Origin of the sequence: Oceaniradius stylonematis, assembly GCF_003149475.2 — a bacterium.
Lineage (GTDB): Bacteria > Pseudomonadota > Alphaproteobacteria > Rhizobiales > Rhizobiaceae > Roseitalea > Roseitalea stylonematis.
The window spans coordinates 322,442-337,732 of record NZ_QFWV02000007.1 but is presented as its reverse complement, the minus strand read 5'-3'; the positions used below and the strand labels follow the sequence as shown (position 1 = coordinate 337,732).

Below are 15,291 nucleotides of genomic sequence, written 5' to 3'. Positions count from 1 at the left end.
TGATGGCGTGAAGGCAACGGCACTTGCCCTGGCAATCGGGGCGGCGGGCGGCGCGCTGGCGTTCGCCGCCTCGTTCCCCGCACCCTGGCTCACCGGCCCGGCCCTGTTCGTCACCCTCGCCTCGCTCGCGGGCCTGCGCCTTGCGATCCCCAACGGCCTGCGCAACGCGATTTTCACGATCATCGGCATGACGATAGGCGCGGGCGTGACACCGGACATGGTCGCCACCGCCGCGCAATGGCCGGTCTCGATCCTGATCGTGCTGGTCGCCATGGTCGTCATCATGGCGCTGGGGGCACTGCTGCTGGAACGCGGCTTCGGCTATGATCGCGGCACAGCGCTTCTGGGCGCGGCGCCGGGTCATCTGAGCTTCGTTCTGAGCTTGAGTTCCACCGTCAAGGCCGACCTGCCGGCGATCTCGATCATCCAGTCGACGCGCGTGCTTGTGCTGACGCTGGCCGTGCCCTTCGTCGCGTCGGCAATCACCGACCGCCCCATGCAGGACGCCCTGCCCGACGGTGTGGCGATGACCGCGCCGGTGCTTGTCGGCACCGCGCTGGCTGCCATCGCCGCGGCGCTCCTGTTTCAACGGCTCAGGGTGCCGGCCGCCTTCCTTCTCGGCGGCATGTTCGCCTCTTCGGTGGGCCATCTGACGGAGGCCGGGCCCGGCCTTGTGCCCTTCTGGCTCTCGATTCCCGCCTTCGTCACGATGGGCACGCTGATCGGAACGCGCTTTTCCGGCGTCAGCCTCGCGCTGATCCGCAAGGCGGCCGGCGCGGCCCTCGCCTTCACCGCGCTGGCGGGAACCGTCGCCGTCCTCGCCGGCCTGGTGGCGATGGCGCTGCTCGACGTTCCGCTGGTGCAGGCGCTTGTCGCCTATGCGCCCGGGGGGCTCGAAGCGATGGCGGCGATGGCGCTTCTGCTCGGCGTCAATCCGGCCTTCGTCGCCGCACACCATGTGGCGCGCCTTCTGTTCCTGACAGTGCTGATCCCGCTCGCCATGCAGCGCGTGGTCCGGCCGGCGCCGGGAGATGCGGGCGAATGAGCGACCCAACACCGCTCGCCGGCTATCGCGTGCTCGACCTGACCAATGTGCTGGCGGGCCCGTTCTGCTGCCATCAGCTTGCGCATCTGGGCGCCGAGGTGATCAAGGTCGAGGTGCCGGGTTCGGGCGATCTTGCCCGCCAGCTCGGCGCCGATCCGGAGCTCAACGAAAAGCGGATGGGCGTATCGTTTCTGGCGCAGAACTCGGGCAAGCGTTCGGTGACGGTCAATCTCAAATCCGATGCCGGCAAGGCGGTGTTCGAGAAGCTGGTCGCCACGGCCGATGTCGTGGTCGAGAACTTCCGGCCCGGCGTGATGGACCGCCTTGGCATCGGTTACGGGCGGCTCAAGGCGATCAGGCCGGACCTCGTTTACTGCGCCATTTCCGGCTTCGGCCAGGACGGGCCGCTCAAGTCGCTGCCGGCCTACGACCAGATCATCCAGGGCATGAGCGGTGTGATGTCGATCACCGGCGCGCCCGACACGGCACCCTATCGGGTCGGCTACCCAATCGCCGACACGATCGGCGGGCTGACGGCGGCATTCGCCATCTCGGCCGCACTGGCCGACCGCTCTGAAAGCTGCGGCCGGTTCATCGATGTATCCATGCTCGAATCGGTGATCGCCACCATGGGCTGGGTCGTCTCCAATCATTTGATGGCCGGGCGGACACCCGTGCCGATGGGCAACGACAATTTCACCGCCAGCCCGTCCGGCACGTTCCAGACCGGCAACGGGCCGATCAACATCGCCGCCAACAAGCAGGAACAGTTCGAGGCGGTGTGCCGCGCCGCCGGACGCTCCGATCTCATCGCCGACCCGCGCTTTGCCAGGCGACAGGACCGGCTGGCGAACCGCGCCGCGCTGACCGCCGAATTGGAAGCCGCATTTGCCGGCAAGAGCGCCGCCGAATGGCGCGCGGACCTCAATGCAGCCGGCGTGCCGGCGGGCGAGGTTTTTTCGGTGCCGGACATTCTGGCCCATCCGCAGATCGCCGAACGCGGCATGATCGGCGGGTTCGCCGATGCGCCCGGTGTCGGCCGCGATGTGAAGCTGGCGCGCACCGGCATCAAGCTGGACGGCGAGGCACCGTCCACGGCAACGCCGCCGCCGGAACTGGGCGCCGACACCGGCGCCGTTCTCGCCGAACTGGGCTATGATGAGGTGACCATCGCAAAACTGAGGAGCGACGGGGCGATATGAGCGAGCAAGGACCGGCCGGCGACGACAAGTCCGCCCAGTGGTGGTCGACCGCGATCATCGACATGAAGCCCGGTGAAATCCGCTATCGCGGCTATGCGATCGAGGAATTGATCGGCAATGTCGGCTTTGTTGAGATGATCTGGCTGATGCTGCGTGGAGACCTGCCAACGAAGCCGCAGGCGGCACTGCTCGACGCGGTGCTGATGTCCGCCGTCGATCACGGACCGCAAGCGCCCTCGATCGCCATTGCCCGCATGGCTGCGACCTGCGGCGTCGGGCTCAACAATGCGATGGCCTCGGCGCTGAACACGCTCGGCGATGTGCATGGCGGCGCCGGCGAACAGGCGGTTGCCCACTATCAGGCGATCGCGGCGCGCGTGGAGGACGGCGCGGATGTCCCGGACGCCACCCGCGCTGAACTGGACGCCTTCACTGACGCCGGCGGCAAGCATGTGCCTGGCTTCGGCCACCGGTTCCACCCGGTCGATCCGCGCGCGCCTCGGCTTCTCGAACTGGTCGATGAGGCAGCCGCCAATGGCGATGTTACGGGACGCTTCGCGGAGATCGGCCGGGCCGTCGAAGACGAGCTCATGCGCCGCAAGGGCAAGCGCATTCCGATGAACATCGACGGGGCGACCGCCGTCATCTATGCCGAACTGGGCTTTCCCGCGCCGTTGGCCCGTGGCCTGTTCTGCCTGTCGCGCTCGGTCGGCATCATCGCCCATGCCTGGGAACAGACCGGCGAAGGTGTGCGCAACAAGGGCCCGATCCCGCGCGATGTTCTGCCCGCCTATACGGGCGCCGGCCCGCGCAGGCTCGACCGCTGATGCGGGCGGACAAGATATGCGCCGTCTTTGCAACTTGACCGCGATGGCCGATTCGCCCTAGCACTTGGATCGTCGCGTTGGGAGAATCCGGCTCTGCCGGTGCCGAAGGAGCAACCGCCCTGGCAAACTCTCAGGCCCAAGGACCATCGCGGCATAGGACTCTGGAGAGAGGCCGTTACGGCCCGCCGACGGGATAACGATCTCAGGCAAACGGACAGAGAGGGCATCATCGGGCGCGGGTCGCGCCCCAACGATGATGCCGGCGTGCCCGGCAGAACCGACGAGGCGCGCATGCCGGACCTGAAACGCACCGCCCTTTACGAGCTTCACCAGGAGCTTGGCGCCAAAATGGTGCCGTTCGCGGGCTATGAGATGCCGGTCCAATATCCGCCCGGCGTGATGAAGGAACATCTGCACACACGGCGCGCGGCCGGCCTTTTCGATGTCAGCCATATGGGCCAGGTCATCGTGCGCGGTGCCGACGCGGCCGCCCAACTCGAGACCCTCGTGCCGGCAAGTCTTGCCGGTCTGGGCGAAAGCCGGCAGCGCTACGGGCTGTTCACGAACGATGATGGCGGCATTCTCGACGATCTGATGATCGCCAATCGCGGCGATCATCTGTTCCTCGTCGTCAACGCCGCCTGCAAGGACGCCGACATCGCACACATGCGGGCGAACCTGTCGTGCCCGGTCGAAGTGGTGGACGACCGGGCTCTCTTGGCATTGCAGGGGCCGGCAGCAGAAGCGGTTCTGACCGACATCGTGCCCGGGGTGTCCGCCATGCGGTTCATGGACGTGATCGTGACCGACAGCGCGTTTGGCGAGGTGTGGATCTCGCGTTCGGGCTATACGGGCGAGGACGGGTTCGAGGTTTCGGTGGCCGATGACCAGGCGGTCGCGCTGGCCCGCGCGCTTCTGGCGAGCGACGATGTGGAACCGGTCGGCCTGGGTGCCCGCGACAGTCTGCGCCTGGAAGCCGGGCTCTATCTTTATGGCAACGATATCGACACCGGCACCTCGCCCGTGGAGGCCGGCCTGTCCTGGTCGATCCAGAAGGTGCGGCGGACCGGGGGCGACCGTGCCGGCGGATTTCCCGGCGCCGAGCGCATCCTGTCGGAACTTGACAATGGCGCCTCCCGGCGCCGCGTCGGCCTTCTGCCCGAAGGCCGGGCCCCGATGCGCGACGGCACGCCACTGTTCGACAGCGAAACGGCGGACAAACCGGTCGGCCACGTCACATCCGGCGCGTTCGGCCCGACCGTCGAACGGCCCGTTTCGATGGGTTACGTACCGACCGCCATGGCCGAAACCGGCACACGCCTGTTTGGCGAGGTGCGCGGCAAGCGAATGCCCGTCACCGTCGCCGATCTTCCTTTCACGCCGGCAAATTTCAAACGATAATCAAGGAGTTGCGCCATGAAATTCACGGAAGAGCATGAATGGCTGCGCGCCGATGGCGACGTGTTCGTCGTCGGCATCACGGAATATGCGGCCGAGCAGCTCGGAGATGTCGTGTTCGTCGAACTGCCCGAGGACGGCAGCGACGTCAAAAAGGATGACGAGATCGTCGTCATCGAAAGCGTCAAGGTGGCCTCCGACATCAAGGCGCCGCTCGACGGCACGATCGTCGCGGTCAACGAAAAGCTCGCCGATGCGCCCGCGCTGGTCAATGAAGATCCGCTCGGCGAAGGCTGGTTCTTCAAGATGCGGATCGACGATGCGAGCGCCGTCGAGGCGCTGATGGACGAAGCCGCCTACAAGGCCATGATTTCCTGAGGACCGACCGATGCCGTTCAGCCTGACCGACTACGAGCCCTATGATTTCGCCAACCGGCGCCATATCGGCCCCTCGCCCGAGGAAATGGTCGAGATGCTCAAGACGGTCGGCGCCGACAGTCTGGATGCGCTGATCGACGAGACCGTGCCTGAGGCGATACGCCAGTCGGAACCGCTCGATTTCGGGCCGGCCAAGTCCGAGCACGAGCTTCTGTGGCATTTGCGGCAGATCGCCAAGAAGAACAAGTTGTTCACCTCGATGATCGGCCAGGGCTACCACGGCACGGTGACGCCGCCGGCGATCCAGCGCAATATCCTCGAAAACCCGGCCTGGTACACCGCCTATACGCCCTATCAGCCGGAAATCAGCCAGGGCCGGCTGGAGGCGCTGCTCAATTACCAGACCATGGTGACCGACCTGACGGGCCTTGCGGTCGCCAACGCGTCGCTCCTGGACGAGGCGACGGCAGCCGCCGAAGCGATGGCGATGGCCCTGCGCACATCGAAATCGAAGGCGCGCGCCTTCTTCGTCGATGAAAACTGCCATCCCCAGAACATCAGCGTCATCCGCACGCGGGCCGAGCCGCTCGGCATCGAAATCGTCACCGGTCCGCCCGAGGCGCTCGACGCGGAGACCGTGTTCGGCGCGGTCTTCCAGTATCCGGGCACATATGGCGATTTGCGCGATTTCGGCGTGGAGATGAACGCGCTGCACAAGCACAAGGCAATCGGCATCGTCATCGCGGATCCGATGGCGCTCCTGCTGCTCAAGGAGCCGGGTGCGATGGGCGCCGACATCGCCGTCGGCTCGACGCAGCGCTTCGGCGTGCCGATGGGCTTTGGCGGACCGCACGCCGCCTACATCGCCTGCACCGATGCGCTCAAGCGCGCCCTGCCCGGCCGCATCGTCGGCGTTTCCATCGACAGTCACGGCAACCAGGCCTACCGGCTGTCGCTGCAGACGCGCGAGCAGCATATCCGCCGGGAAAAGGCGACCTCGAACGTCTGCACCGCGCAGGCGCTGCTGGCCGTGATGGCAAGCTTTTATGCCGTCTTCCACGGACCCAAGGGCCTCAAGGCCATCGCCCAGCGCATCCACCGCAAGACGGCCTTCGTCGCCGACACGCTGCGCGAGGCTGGCTTCGATGTCGAGCAGGACGCGTTTTTCGATACGATCACCGTCAATGCCGGCGCGATGCAGGGCGTTATCATCCAGGCGGCGCGCGACCGGCGCATCAATCTGCGCCGCATCGAAGGCGGCCGGATCGGCATCACGCTGGACGAGACGACCCGCCCGGAAACGATCGACCGGCTGCTCGGCGCGTTCGGCGTCACGGGCGGCGATCTGGCGGCCTACAGCGCTGTCTGCCTGCCGACCGCGCTGTTGCGCCAGACCGACTATCTTACCCACCCCATTTTCCACCTCAACCGCGCCGAAACCGAGATGATGCGCTACATGCGGCGGCTCGCCGACCGGGATCTGGCGCTCGACCGGGCGATGATCCCGCTCGGCTCTTGCACGATGAAGCTCAATGCCGCAGCCGAGATGATGGCCGTCACCTGGCCGGAATTTTCCAACATCCATCCGCTGGCCCCCGCCGATCAGACCGAGGGCTATCGCGAGCTGATCGGCGATCTGGCCGAAAAGCTGTGCGTCATCACCGGCTATGACGCGATGTCGATGCAGCCCAATTCGGGCGCGCAGGGCGAATATGCCGGCCTTATGACCATCCGCGCCTGGCACAAGTCGCGGGGCGACACGGATCGCGACATCTGCCTGATCCCGATCTCGGCGCACGGCACCAACCCCGCCTCGGCGCACATGGCCGGCATGGAGGTGGTCGTCGTCAAGTCGAGCGGGAATGGCGACATCGACATTGACGATTTTCGCGCCAAGGCCACCGAAGCCGGCGACCGGCTGGCGGCCTGCATGATCACCTATCCGTCGACGCATGGCGTGTTCGAGGAGACGGTGCGCGAAATCTGCGCCATAACGCACGAGCATGGCGGGCAGGTCTATCTGGACGGCGCCAATCTGAACGCGATGGTCGGCCTGTCCAAGCCCGGCGAGATCGGCGCCGATGTCAGCCACCTCAACCTGCACAAGACCTTCTGTATCCCCCATGGCGGCGGCGGGCCGGGCATGGGGCCGATCGGCGTCAAGGCGCATCTGGCGCCATTCCTGCCAGGCGATCCGGTGGGCGGCGACGGCGCGGTCAGCGCAGCCGCGTTCGGCTCGGCGCTGATCCTGCCGATCTCATGGGCCTATATCCAGATGATGGGCGGCGACGGGCTGACCCAGGCGACCAAGGTGGCGATCCTGAACGCCAACTACATCGCCAAGCGGCTCGAGCGCGGCTACGGCATCCTGTTCAAGGGCAAGGCCGGGCGGATCGCGCATGAATGCATCCTCGACACGCGTCCGTTTGCCGACAGCGCCAAGGTCAATGTCGACGACATCGCCAAGCGGCTGATCGATTCGGGTTTTCACGCGCCGACCATGAGCTGGCCGGTGGCGGGCACGCTGATGGTCGAGCCCACCGAAAGCGAGACCAAGGCGGAACTGGACCGGTTCTGCGAAGCGATGCTGTCGATCCGCGACGAGATCGCGCAGATCGAGAGCGGTGCGATGGACGCGGCCAACAATCCGCTCAAGAACGCGCCGCACACCACCGCCGACCTGATCGCCGAGTGGGACCGGCCCTACAGCCGCGAGGTCGGCTGTTTCCCGCCCGGCAGCTTCCGGGTCGACAAGTACTGGCCGCCGGTCGGCCGCGTCGACAATGCCTACGGCGACCGCAACCTTGTATGCACCTGCCCGCCGGTGGCCGAGTACCAGGACGCAGCCGAATAGAAACTAGGCCGAGTCGATCGCGCCCTTCAGGCCGGCGATCGTCTCGGCGCTCTTGCGCAAGGCGGCCCGTTCGCCTTCGTCGAGATCGGGGCGCAGTTCGGCCATGATGCCCTTGGCGCCGACGATGCGGGGCAGCGACAGCGGAACCGCATTGACGCCCTCAACCTCTTCGGTGACCGTGGACACGCTCAGAACCGCGCGCTCGTCGCCGGCGATCGCCTCGACGATGCGGGCCAAACCGGCGCCGATGCCGTAATAGGTCGATCCCTTGCCCGAAATGATGGTGTAGGCCGCGTTGCGCACGGCGTCGGTGATCTCCGACCGCTTTTCGTCGGTCAGGTGCTGCCCGGTCTGCGTGGCGAACTCGGCAATCGGCACGTTGCCGGCCATGGCGCTCGACCAGACCGCCACTTCGCTGTCGCCGTGCTCGCCGAGAACATAGGCGTGCACCGAGCTCGGCGCGATGCCCAGATAGTCGCCCAGAAGCACCCGAAAGCGCGCCGTGTCCAGGATCGTGCCGGAACCGATGACCCGCTCGGTCGGCAGGCCCGAAAAGCGCTGCACCGCATAGGTCATCAGATCGACCGGGTTGGAGGCGACGAGATAGATAGCGTCCGGCACGACTTTCATCAGCGCGCCGACGACCTCGCGAAAGACCGCCGCGTTGCGGCCCAGAAGCGCAAGCCGCGTCTCGCCGGGCTGCTGGTTGACGCCGGCGGAAATCACGACGATGCCGGCGCCGGCCAGATCGGCATAATCGCCGGCGCGCACGACCATGGGATCGGCGAAGGGCACCGCATGGGAAATATCCTGCGCATGCGCCGAGGCAAGGTCCGCATTGCGGTCCACCAGGACGATCTCGCTGGCGCTGCCGCGAAGCGCCATCGCGTAGGCGGCCGCACTGCCCACCATGCCCGATCCGACGATACCGATCTTCACCGCTTGCCTCCTGCGTTTGGTGCTGCTTCGCCATAAGTATCGGCTCCACGGGCACGCGCAAGATTTATCGGCCCCGCTGTTGATCCAACCGTTCCCGGCGCGCGTAGCACGACACATGACCCGCCCACTATCGCTTTCATTTCCCACACAAATTTCATCCAACTGAGTGCCCGACGCCCCTTCATGCGCCCGACACAATTGCCTGATGCCCCGATCATCGTTTGGTTCCGGTCCGACCTGCGTCTGCGCGACAATGGCGCGCTGACGGCGGCGGCCGAGGCGGGCCACCCCGTCATCTGCCTGTTCGTCCTTGACGACACCGGCGCTTCGGGACGCCCGCTCGGCGGCGCCCGGCGCTGGTGGCTGCATCATTCGCTTGCCGCCCTTCAAAAGGACCTCGACGAGTTCGGCGTGCCGCTGGTGCTGCGCCGGGGTGATCCGCGCGCGGTGCTCGACGACATCATCNGAACAGACGGGCGCGGGTTCGGTCCTGTGGAACCGCCGCTACGATCCCGAAGCCATCGCGCTCGACAGCGAGATCAAGGCGTCGCTCGGCGAACGCGGTCTGACGGTCGCCAGTTTCGCCGGCGCGCTGATGCACGAGCCGACCAAGCTGAAGACCGGTTCTGGCGGCTTCTACAAGGTCTATTCGCCGTTCTGGCGCGCCTTCGTCGGCGAAGGCGAGCCGGCAGAACCCCTGCCTGTGCCGCGATCGCTGACCGCCTTGGAGGACGCGCCNCGACAGCGACGATCTGGGTGACTGGGCATTGCTGCCGACCAAGCCGGACTGGTCCGGCGGGCTGGCCGAAGCCTGGACGCCCGGTGAAAGGGGCGCACAACAGCAATTGAAGGCATTTTGCGACGAAGCGCTGGCCGATTACGCCCGGCAACGCGACCTGCCGGCCATCGACGGCACCTCGCGCCTGTCGCCGCATCTGGCGTTCGGCGAGATCACGCCGGCCGACATCTGGCATGCGGCAGCCAATGCAGACAGTGTGCCCGAAAAGCAGCTCGAAAAGTTCCACAAGGAACTGGTCTGGCGCGAATTCTCCTATCATCTGCTGGTCAATTTTCCGAACCTGGGCGGCGAGAATTTCAACGGCGATTTCGACGCCTTTCCCTGGGCCGGCACGGATGCGCAGCTTCAGGCGTGGCAGCGCGGCCTGACCGGCTATCCGATCGTCGATGCGGGCATGCGGCAATTGTGGCAGACCGGCTGGATGCACAATCGCGTGCGGATGGTCGTCGCCTCCTTCCTGATCAAGCATTTGATGACCGATTGGCGCAAAGGCGAAGACTGGTTCTGGGACACGCTGGTCGATGCCGATCCCGCCTCGAACACGGCAAGCTGGCAATGGGTGGCCGGGTCGGGCGCCGATGCCGCGCCCTATTTCCGCGTCTTCAACCCGATCCTTCAGGGCGAGAAGTTCGATCCGGACGGCGACTATGTCCGCACCTATGTGCCCGAACTCGCCGGCCTGCCCAACAAATACGTTCACAAACCCTGGGAGGCTCCGGAAAAAGTGCTTGAAAAATCGAATGTTAGCCTTGGCAGCACCTATCCGGCGCCTATTGTCGATCATCAGCAGGCGCGCAACCGCGCGCTCGACGCCTACCAGACCATGAAGGGGCAAGCCGCGTGAACATCAAACCGGCTCCGGGGCAGTTTTCAGCCGCCGGTCAGAGAAAACGTGTGGCAATCGTCGGCAGCGGGGTGTCGGGCGTTTCCGCCGCCTGGGCGCTGTCACCGGTGCACGATGTCACCCTGTTCGAGGCCGAAGGGCGGGCCGGCGGGCACACCTGCACGGTCGATGTCGACCATGACGGCACGCATATTCCGGTCGATGTGGGCTTCATCGTCTTCAACGAGCGCAACTATCCGGACCTGTGCGCCCTGTTCGATCATCTCGGAATTGCCCGCGAAACCACGAACATGAGCTTTTCCATGTCGCTCGATGCCGGCCGCCGCGAATGGTGCGGGCAGGATTACCTCACCGTCTTCGCGCAGAAGCGGAACCTCGTCTCTCCGAGCTTTTTGTGGATGCTGCGCGAGATCTTCCGGTTCAACAAGCAGGCCAGGATCGACCGTGACGAGGGTGTGCTGAACCGGCTGTCGATCGGCGATTATCTGCGATTTCGCCGGTTCTCGCGACGGTTCCGGGACGACTATCTGATCCCGATGGCAGCCGCGATCTGGTCGACGCCACGCATCAAGATGCTCGACTTTCCCGCGCGGTCCTTCGTCCAGTTCTTCGAAAACCACCGGCTGCTGGAAACCCGGCCGCCGGTCTGGCAGACCGTGTCGGGCGGATCGCGAACGTATCTCGAAAAGCTCATGGCCCCGCTTGGCGACAATGTGCGCACCGGCGCACCCGTGACGCGCATCGAGCGGCCGGCGACCGGCGGGGCGATCGTTCAGGCCAAAGGCGGCCCCGCCGAGCATTTCGATGCCGTCGTCCTTGCCTCCCATTCCGACCAGACGCTTGCCATGCTGGCCGACGCCGACGCCAACGAGGCCGATATCCTGTCGGCGATCCCCTACAAGCCGAACCGCGTCATCCTGCATCGCGACCCCAGCTTCATGCCGAAACGCCCCGGCGCATGGGCAGCGTGGAACTATCTGCGCGAAAGCGGCAGCGGAGACGGCAGCGAAATCTGCGTCACATACTGGATGAACCGGCTGCAGAACATCGATCCGCAATATCCGCTGTTCGTCACGCTGAACCCGACGCGCGAACCGGCACCGGGCACGATCTTCGGCGAATGGTCGTTCGATCACCCCCAATATGATGCCGCCGCCTTTTCGGCCCAGGCCCGTCTGCCGCTGATCCAGGGCCGGCGCGACACATGGTTCGCCGGGGCGTGGACCGGGTACGGTTTTCACGAGGACGGGCTGCGCTCGGGCCTCGACGCCGCCGAAGCGCTGGGCGCGGTCGTGCCGTGGCGCGGCGACGAAGCGGCCGGGCCTGACGAATTGCCCTTGCCCATCGCGGCGGAGTAGGCTCTGGCCATGACATTGCACGTTCGAGAACGGCATATCGAAGACGGCGCCCCGATGTTCGCGCCGCCGGAAGAACCTGCCCTGCTCTATCCGGGAACGGTGATGCATGCGCGCCTCAAGCCTTTCGGCCACCGCTTCACCTACCGCGTCTTTACGGCGCTGCTCGATCTCGACCGGTTGGACGAGGCCGACCGCCTGTCGGCGCTGTTTTCCGTCAACCGGCGCAATCTCGTTTCATTTCGTGAAGCCGACCATCTGCCGAGGGATGCGAGCCACACCACACTACGCGCCCATGCGACGGCACTTGCCGAGGAGGCGGGCGTTGCCCGGCCCGCCCGCATCCTGCTGCTGGCCTATCCGCGCATGTTCGGCTTCGTGTTCAATCCGCTGTCGGTGTATTTCTGCTATGACGATGCAGGTGCGCTGACCGCCGCCGTCTACGAGGTGCGCAACACGTTCGGCGAACGCCACACCTATGTCTGTGCGGTCGAGGACGGACAGCTCGGCCCGGCCGGCCTGCGGCAGGAACGCACCAAGATCTTCTACGTCTCGCCGTTCATCGATCTGGGCATGCGCTATCATTTCCGCATCGTGCCGCCGGGCGAGAATGTGCGGCTGCGCATCCTCGAGACCGAGGGCGCCGATCCGCTCCTGTCGGCGACATTCGCCGGTTCGGCAAAACCATTTTTGACACCGGTTCTGGCAGGCCTCATCGCGCGTCAGCCGTTCATGACACTTCGGGTTGTCGCCGCAATTCACTGGCAAGCCTTGAAATTATGGCTCAAGGGCGCGAAATTCATCTCGCGGGGCACGCCGCCGCATCCGGTCTCCTATGAAGACGCAGCGCCCGGCCCCGCCGAATGATGGCCGGAACGCGCGGCCGGCCAGTTGGTACCCGCGCGCAGGCCGATGGCCTGCACCCTGTTGAGGCGGACGAGTAAGATGGCATCCACGGACACGATGGGCGGATCGAGCAAGCTGGTGCGCGATTTGATCGCGGCCGCCGAACCGCTGACCCCCAACAATATCGGGCGTCATGTGCGCGGCCTGCCGTTCAAGGCCCGGCTGGCGCTGCGCGCCGCGCTGCACCTGCCCAAGGGCACGCTGACGCTGCGGCTGCCGGACAAGCGCGTCGTCAAGATCGACGGCAAGGCGCCGGGGCCGGACGGCGTGGTGATCCTGCACAACTGGAACCTGCCGCGCATGGCCATCTCCGGCGGGACGATCGGCGCCGCGGAAAGCTACATAGCCGGCGACTGGGACAGCCCGGACGTGACGTCCTTTCTCGAACTTTTCGTCGTCAACGAGGAACTGGGCCACAAGCTGGCGACCGCCGGAGCGACCATGCGGTTCTTTTCGCGCGTCCGGCACTGGTTCAACCGCAACACCAAGACGCGCGCGCAGAAGAACATCGCCGCGCACTACGATCTGGGCAACGATTTCTACGGGCTGTGGCTCGATCCCTCGATGACCTATTCGTCGGCGCTCTACCAGACCGGGGCCAACGATCTGGAAAGCGCCCAGACGGCCAAGTACCGCGCGCTGGCGCAGACAGCCTGCATCACCAAGGACGACCATGTGCTGGAGATCGGATGCGGCTGGGGCGGGTTCGCCGAGTTCGCCGCGCGCGAGATCGGCTGCAAGGTGACCGGCCTGACGATCAGCCGCGAACAGCTCGATTTCGCCCGCGAACGCATCCGGCTGGCCGGTCTCGGCGACAAGGTGACGATCAAGTTCCAGGACTATCGCGACGAGAAGCACACCTATGACAAGGTGGTCTCGATCGAAATGTTCGAGGCGGTCGGCGAGGAGTATTGGGAGACCTATTTTTCCAAGGTCCACGATGTCCTGAAACCTGGCGGAAAGGCCGGCCTGCAGATCATCACGATCGAGGACAAGGCCTTTCCGATCTACCGCAAGCAGCCCGACTTCATCCAGCGCTACGTTTTCCCCGGCGGCATGCTGCCGCCGCCCTCGACCCTTCATGATCTGGGCGAGCGGCATGGCCTGTCGCTGCTCGGCGAGCGTATCTTCCCGCAGGATTACGCCCGCACGCTCGCAGAGTGGCGCGCACGGTTCTGGCAGGCATGGCCGCAAATCAGCCAGATGGGCTTCGATGACCGCTTCAAGCGGCTCTGGGACTTCTATCTTTATTATTGCGAGGCCGGTTTCCGGGCAGAGTTCATCGATGTGCGGCAACTGACCTACCAACGCGCCGCCTGACGCCGCAGTCGCCGTGCTGAACCGCTGCCCGCGGCGATGCGTAACCCCGATATCGCTCCTCCAGCCGAAAGCTGTTCCATGCGCGCGCCGGACCCGTCGGGCACCTCTGACAAGACGCCGCTTGCGCGCGTCGTTGCCTATGCCCTGCCGGCGATCCCGCTGGCGGCGCTGACGCTGCCGCTCTACATCCTGCTGCCGGCCTTCTACAGCGAGGCGGTGGGCCTTTCGCTGGCCGCAACCGGTGCGGCGCTGGTCGCCATGCGTATCTTCGATGCGGTCAACGATCCGCTGATCGGCCTTGTCGCCGACAAGTGGCGCACACCGTTCGGCCGCAGGCGCCGGCTGTTCGCGCTGTCGCTGCCGGTCTGCGCGCTTGCTGCCTTCATGCTGTTCTGGCCGCCCGTCGATGCCGGCCCGTTCTATCTTGCCGGCTGGGGCATGTTGCTGTCGCTTGGCTACACGGCGGCCGTCATCCCGTTCTTTGCCTGGGGCGCTGAAATGGCCGGCGACTATCGCAGCCGGTCAACGATCACCGGCTGGCGCGAGGGGTTCACGCTGACCGGCACGCTGATCGCCATCGCCCTTCCCTTCACGCTGGGCTTCGACGATGCGTCGGGCTTTCACGGTCTGGCGCTTCTCGGGGTTGCGATCGCGATCGCGCTTCCGGCGCTGGGCGCGGTCACGGTGTTTGCGGTGCCCGAGCCGCACGAGCATACGCGCGAGGCGGTCGACTGGCGGGTCGGGCTGGGCCATCTGCGGCAGAACACGCCCTTCCTGCGGCTGATCGCGGCCTTCTTCGTGAACGGGATGGCCAATGGCATCCCGGCGACGCTGTTCCTGTTCTTTGTCGGCGACTATCTGGGTGCCGAAGCGCTGCAGGGGCCGCTTCTGTTTCTCTATTTCGCCTGCGGCGTCGCAGGCGTTCCGCTTGCCACCTGGGCCTCGCGGCGCGTCGGCAAGCACCGCGCCTGGGCGCTCGGCATGATCGCCGCCTGCATCATCTTTGCGACCGTGCCGCTCCTGTCGGAGGGCGACATTGCCGCCTTCGCTGTCATCTGTGCTGCAACCGGGCTGCTGGTCGGCTTCGATCTGGCGATCCCGCCGGCGATGCAGGCCGACGTCATCGATGTCGACACGGCGGCGTCGGGCGAACAGCGCTCGGGCATCTATTTCGCCGCCTGGAGTCTTGCGACCAAGCTCTCGCTGGCACTGGCGGTCGGCCTCGCCTTCCCGCTGCTCGATCTGTTCGGTTTCGAGGCTGGCGCCGGGCCGGCGCAAGACCCTGGCGCGCTGACCGCGCTGGCGGTGACCTACGCGCTCGTGCCCGTTGCGCTGAAATCGGGCGCCATTGCGCTGATGTGGAACTTCCCGCTCGACGAAACGCGCCAGTCCGAATTGCGCGCCTCGATCGAGCGGGACTGACC

General features: G+C 65.9%; 12 protein-coding genes, 1 pseudogene and 2 riboswitches. Of the genes and pseudogenes, 12 read left to right on the top strand and 1 reads right to left on the bottom strand.

Annotation, left to right across the window (positions count from 1 at the left end; all coding sequences use genetic code 11):
* Window positions 1-7 precede the first annotated feature (7 nt).
* The 6 genes from DEM25_RS12670 to gcvP all read left to right on the top strand — a co-directional run bounded on the left by DEM25_RS12670 (window position 8) and on the right by gcvP (window position 7,704).
* Complete coding sequence (locus DEM25_RS12670) at window positions 8-1,045, top strand: AbrB family transcriptional regulator (protein ID WP_109766093.1); 1,038 nt, start codon at window positions 8-10, stop codon at window positions 1,043-1,045.
* Window positions 1,042-2,247: a CaiB/BaiF CoA transferase family protein gene (locus DEM25_RS12665; RefSeq protein ID WP_109766092.1), complete on the top strand. Its 1,206-nt coding sequence runs from the start codon at window positions 1,042-1,044 to the stop codon at window positions 2,245-2,247. The genes DEM25_RS12670 and DEM25_RS12665 overlap by 4 nt, the downstream gene beginning before the upstream one ends.
* A complete protein-coding gene (locus DEM25_RS12660; protein WP_109766091.1) occupies window positions 2,244-3,074 on the top strand; it encodes a citryl-CoA lyase in 831 nt (276 codons plus the stop codon). The genes DEM25_RS12665 and DEM25_RS12660 overlap by 4 nt, the downstream gene beginning before the upstream one ends.
* A gap of 68 nt (window positions 3,075-3,142) precedes the next feature.
* Window positions 3,143-3,230, top strand: a riboswitch (glycine riboswitch).
* A 3-nt stretch (window positions 3,231-3,233) separates the two neighbouring features.
* Window positions 3,234-3,294, top strand: a riboswitch (glycine riboswitch).
* Window positions 3,295-3,365: 71 nt separating this feature from the next.
* Window positions 3,366-4,475 carry a glycine cleavage system aminomethyltransferase GcvT gene (gene gcvT, locus DEM25_RS12655; RefSeq protein WP_109766197.1) on the top strand — a complete coding sequence of 370 codons (1,110 nt, stop codon included), beginning with the start codon at window positions 3,366-3,368 and terminating at the stop codon, window positions 4,473-4,475.
* A gap of 15 nt (window positions 4,476-4,490) precedes the next feature.
* Window positions 4,491-4,850 carry a glycine cleavage system protein GcvH gene (gcvH, locus tag DEM25_RS12650; RefSeq protein WP_109766090.1) on the top strand — a complete coding sequence of 120 codons (360 nt, stop codon included), beginning with the start codon at window positions 4,491-4,493 and terminating at the stop codon, window positions 4,848-4,850.
* 10 nt (window positions 4,851-4,860) lie between these two features.
* Window positions 4,861-7,704: an aminomethyl-transferring glycine dehydrogenase gene (gene gcvP / locus DEM25_RS12645; protein WP_109766089.1), complete on the top strand. Its 2,844-nt coding sequence runs from the start codon at window positions 4,861-4,863 to the stop codon at window positions 7,702-7,704.
* A 3-nt stretch (window positions 7,705-7,707) separates the two neighbouring features.
* Here gcvP and DEM25_RS12640 read toward each other — a convergent pair whose 3' ends face one another.
* Window positions 7,708-8,643: an L-lactate dehydrogenase gene (locus tag DEM25_RS12640; protein ID WP_109766088.1), complete on the bottom strand. Its 936-nt coding sequence runs from the start codon at window positions 8,641-8,643 to the stop codon at window positions 7,708-7,710.
* Window positions 8,644-8,826: 183 nt separating this feature from the next.
* Here DEM25_RS12640 and DEM25_RS18520 point away from each other — a divergent pair.
* The 6 genes and pseudogenes from DEM25_RS18520 (at window position 8,827) to DEM25_RS12615 (ending at window position 15,289) form a co-directional block, all read left to right on the top strand.
* Window positions 8,827-9,403 (top strand): annotated as a pseudogene (locus tag DEM25_RS18520) (deoxyribodipyrimidine photo-lyase).
* 7 nt (window positions 9,404-9,410) lie between these two features.
* Window positions 9,411-10,286: a cryptochrome/photolyase family protein gene (locus DEM25_RS18430; RefSeq protein WP_369406359.1), complete on the top strand. Its 876-nt coding sequence runs from the start codon at window positions 9,411-9,413 to the stop codon at window positions 10,284-10,286.
* Window positions 10,283-11,644 carry an NAD(P)/FAD-dependent oxidoreductase gene (locus tag DEM25_RS12630; RefSeq protein WP_245412899.1) on the top strand — a complete coding sequence of 454 codons (1,362 nt, stop codon included), beginning with the start codon at window positions 10,283-10,285 and terminating at the stop codon, window positions 11,642-11,644. Before DEM25_RS18430 ends, DEM25_RS12630 begins: the two co-directional genes overlap by 4 nt.
* A gap of 9 nt (window positions 11,645-11,653) precedes the next feature.
* Window positions 11,654-12,508: a DUF1365 domain-containing protein gene (locus DEM25_RS12625; protein WP_245412898.1), complete on the top strand. Its 855-nt coding sequence runs from the start codon at window positions 11,654-11,656 to the stop codon at window positions 12,506-12,508.
* A 78-nt stretch (window positions 12,509-12,586) separates the two neighbouring features.
* On the top strand, window positions 12,587-13,867 hold the full coding sequence (locus DEM25_RS12620; protein WP_245412897.1) for an SAM-dependent methyltransferase: 1,281 nt from the start codon (window positions 12,587-12,589) through the stop codon (window positions 13,865-13,867).
* 78 nt (window positions 13,868-13,945) lie between these two features.
* A complete protein-coding gene (locus tag DEM25_RS12615) occupies window positions 13,946-15,289 on the top strand; it encodes an MFS transporter (RefSeq protein ID WP_109766084.1) in 1,344 nt (447 codons plus the stop codon).
* The last annotated feature ends 2 nt before the right edge of the window (window positions 15,290-15,291 follow it).

Excerpts from the sequence above, each read along its gene's own strand:
- DEM25_RS12665 (WP_109766092.1), top strand. The coding sequence starts at position 1,042 with ATGAGCGACCCAACACCGCTCGCCGGCTATCGCGTGCTCGACCTGACC.
- DEM25_RS12660 (WP_109766091.1), top strand. The coding sequence starts at position 2,244 with ATGAGCGAGCAAGGACCGGCCGGCGACGACAAGTCCGCCCAGTGGTGG.
- gcvT (WP_109766197.1), top strand. The coding sequence starts at position 3,366 with ATGCCGGACCTGAAACGCACCGCCCTTTACGAGCTTCACCAGGAGCTT.
- gcvH (WP_109766090.1), top strand. The coding sequence starts at position 4,491 with ATGAAATTCACGGAAGAGCATGAATGGCTGCGCGCCGATGGCGACGTG.
- gcvP (WP_109766089.1), top strand. The coding sequence starts at position 4,861 with ATGCCGTTCAGCCTGACCGACTACGAGCCCTATGATTTCGCCAACCGG.
- DEM25_RS12625 (WP_245412898.1), top strand. The coding sequence starts at position 11,654 with ATGACATTGCACGTTCGAGAACGGCATATCGAAGACGGCGCCCCGATG.
- DEM25_RS12620 (WP_245412897.1), top strand. The coding sequence starts at position 12,587 with ATGGCATCCACGGACACGATGGGCGGATCGAGCAAGCTGGTGCGCGAT.
- DEM25_RS12615 (WP_109766084.1), top strand. The coding sequence starts at position 13,946 with ATGCGCGCGCCGGACCCGTCGGGCACCTCTGACAAGACGCCGCTTGCG.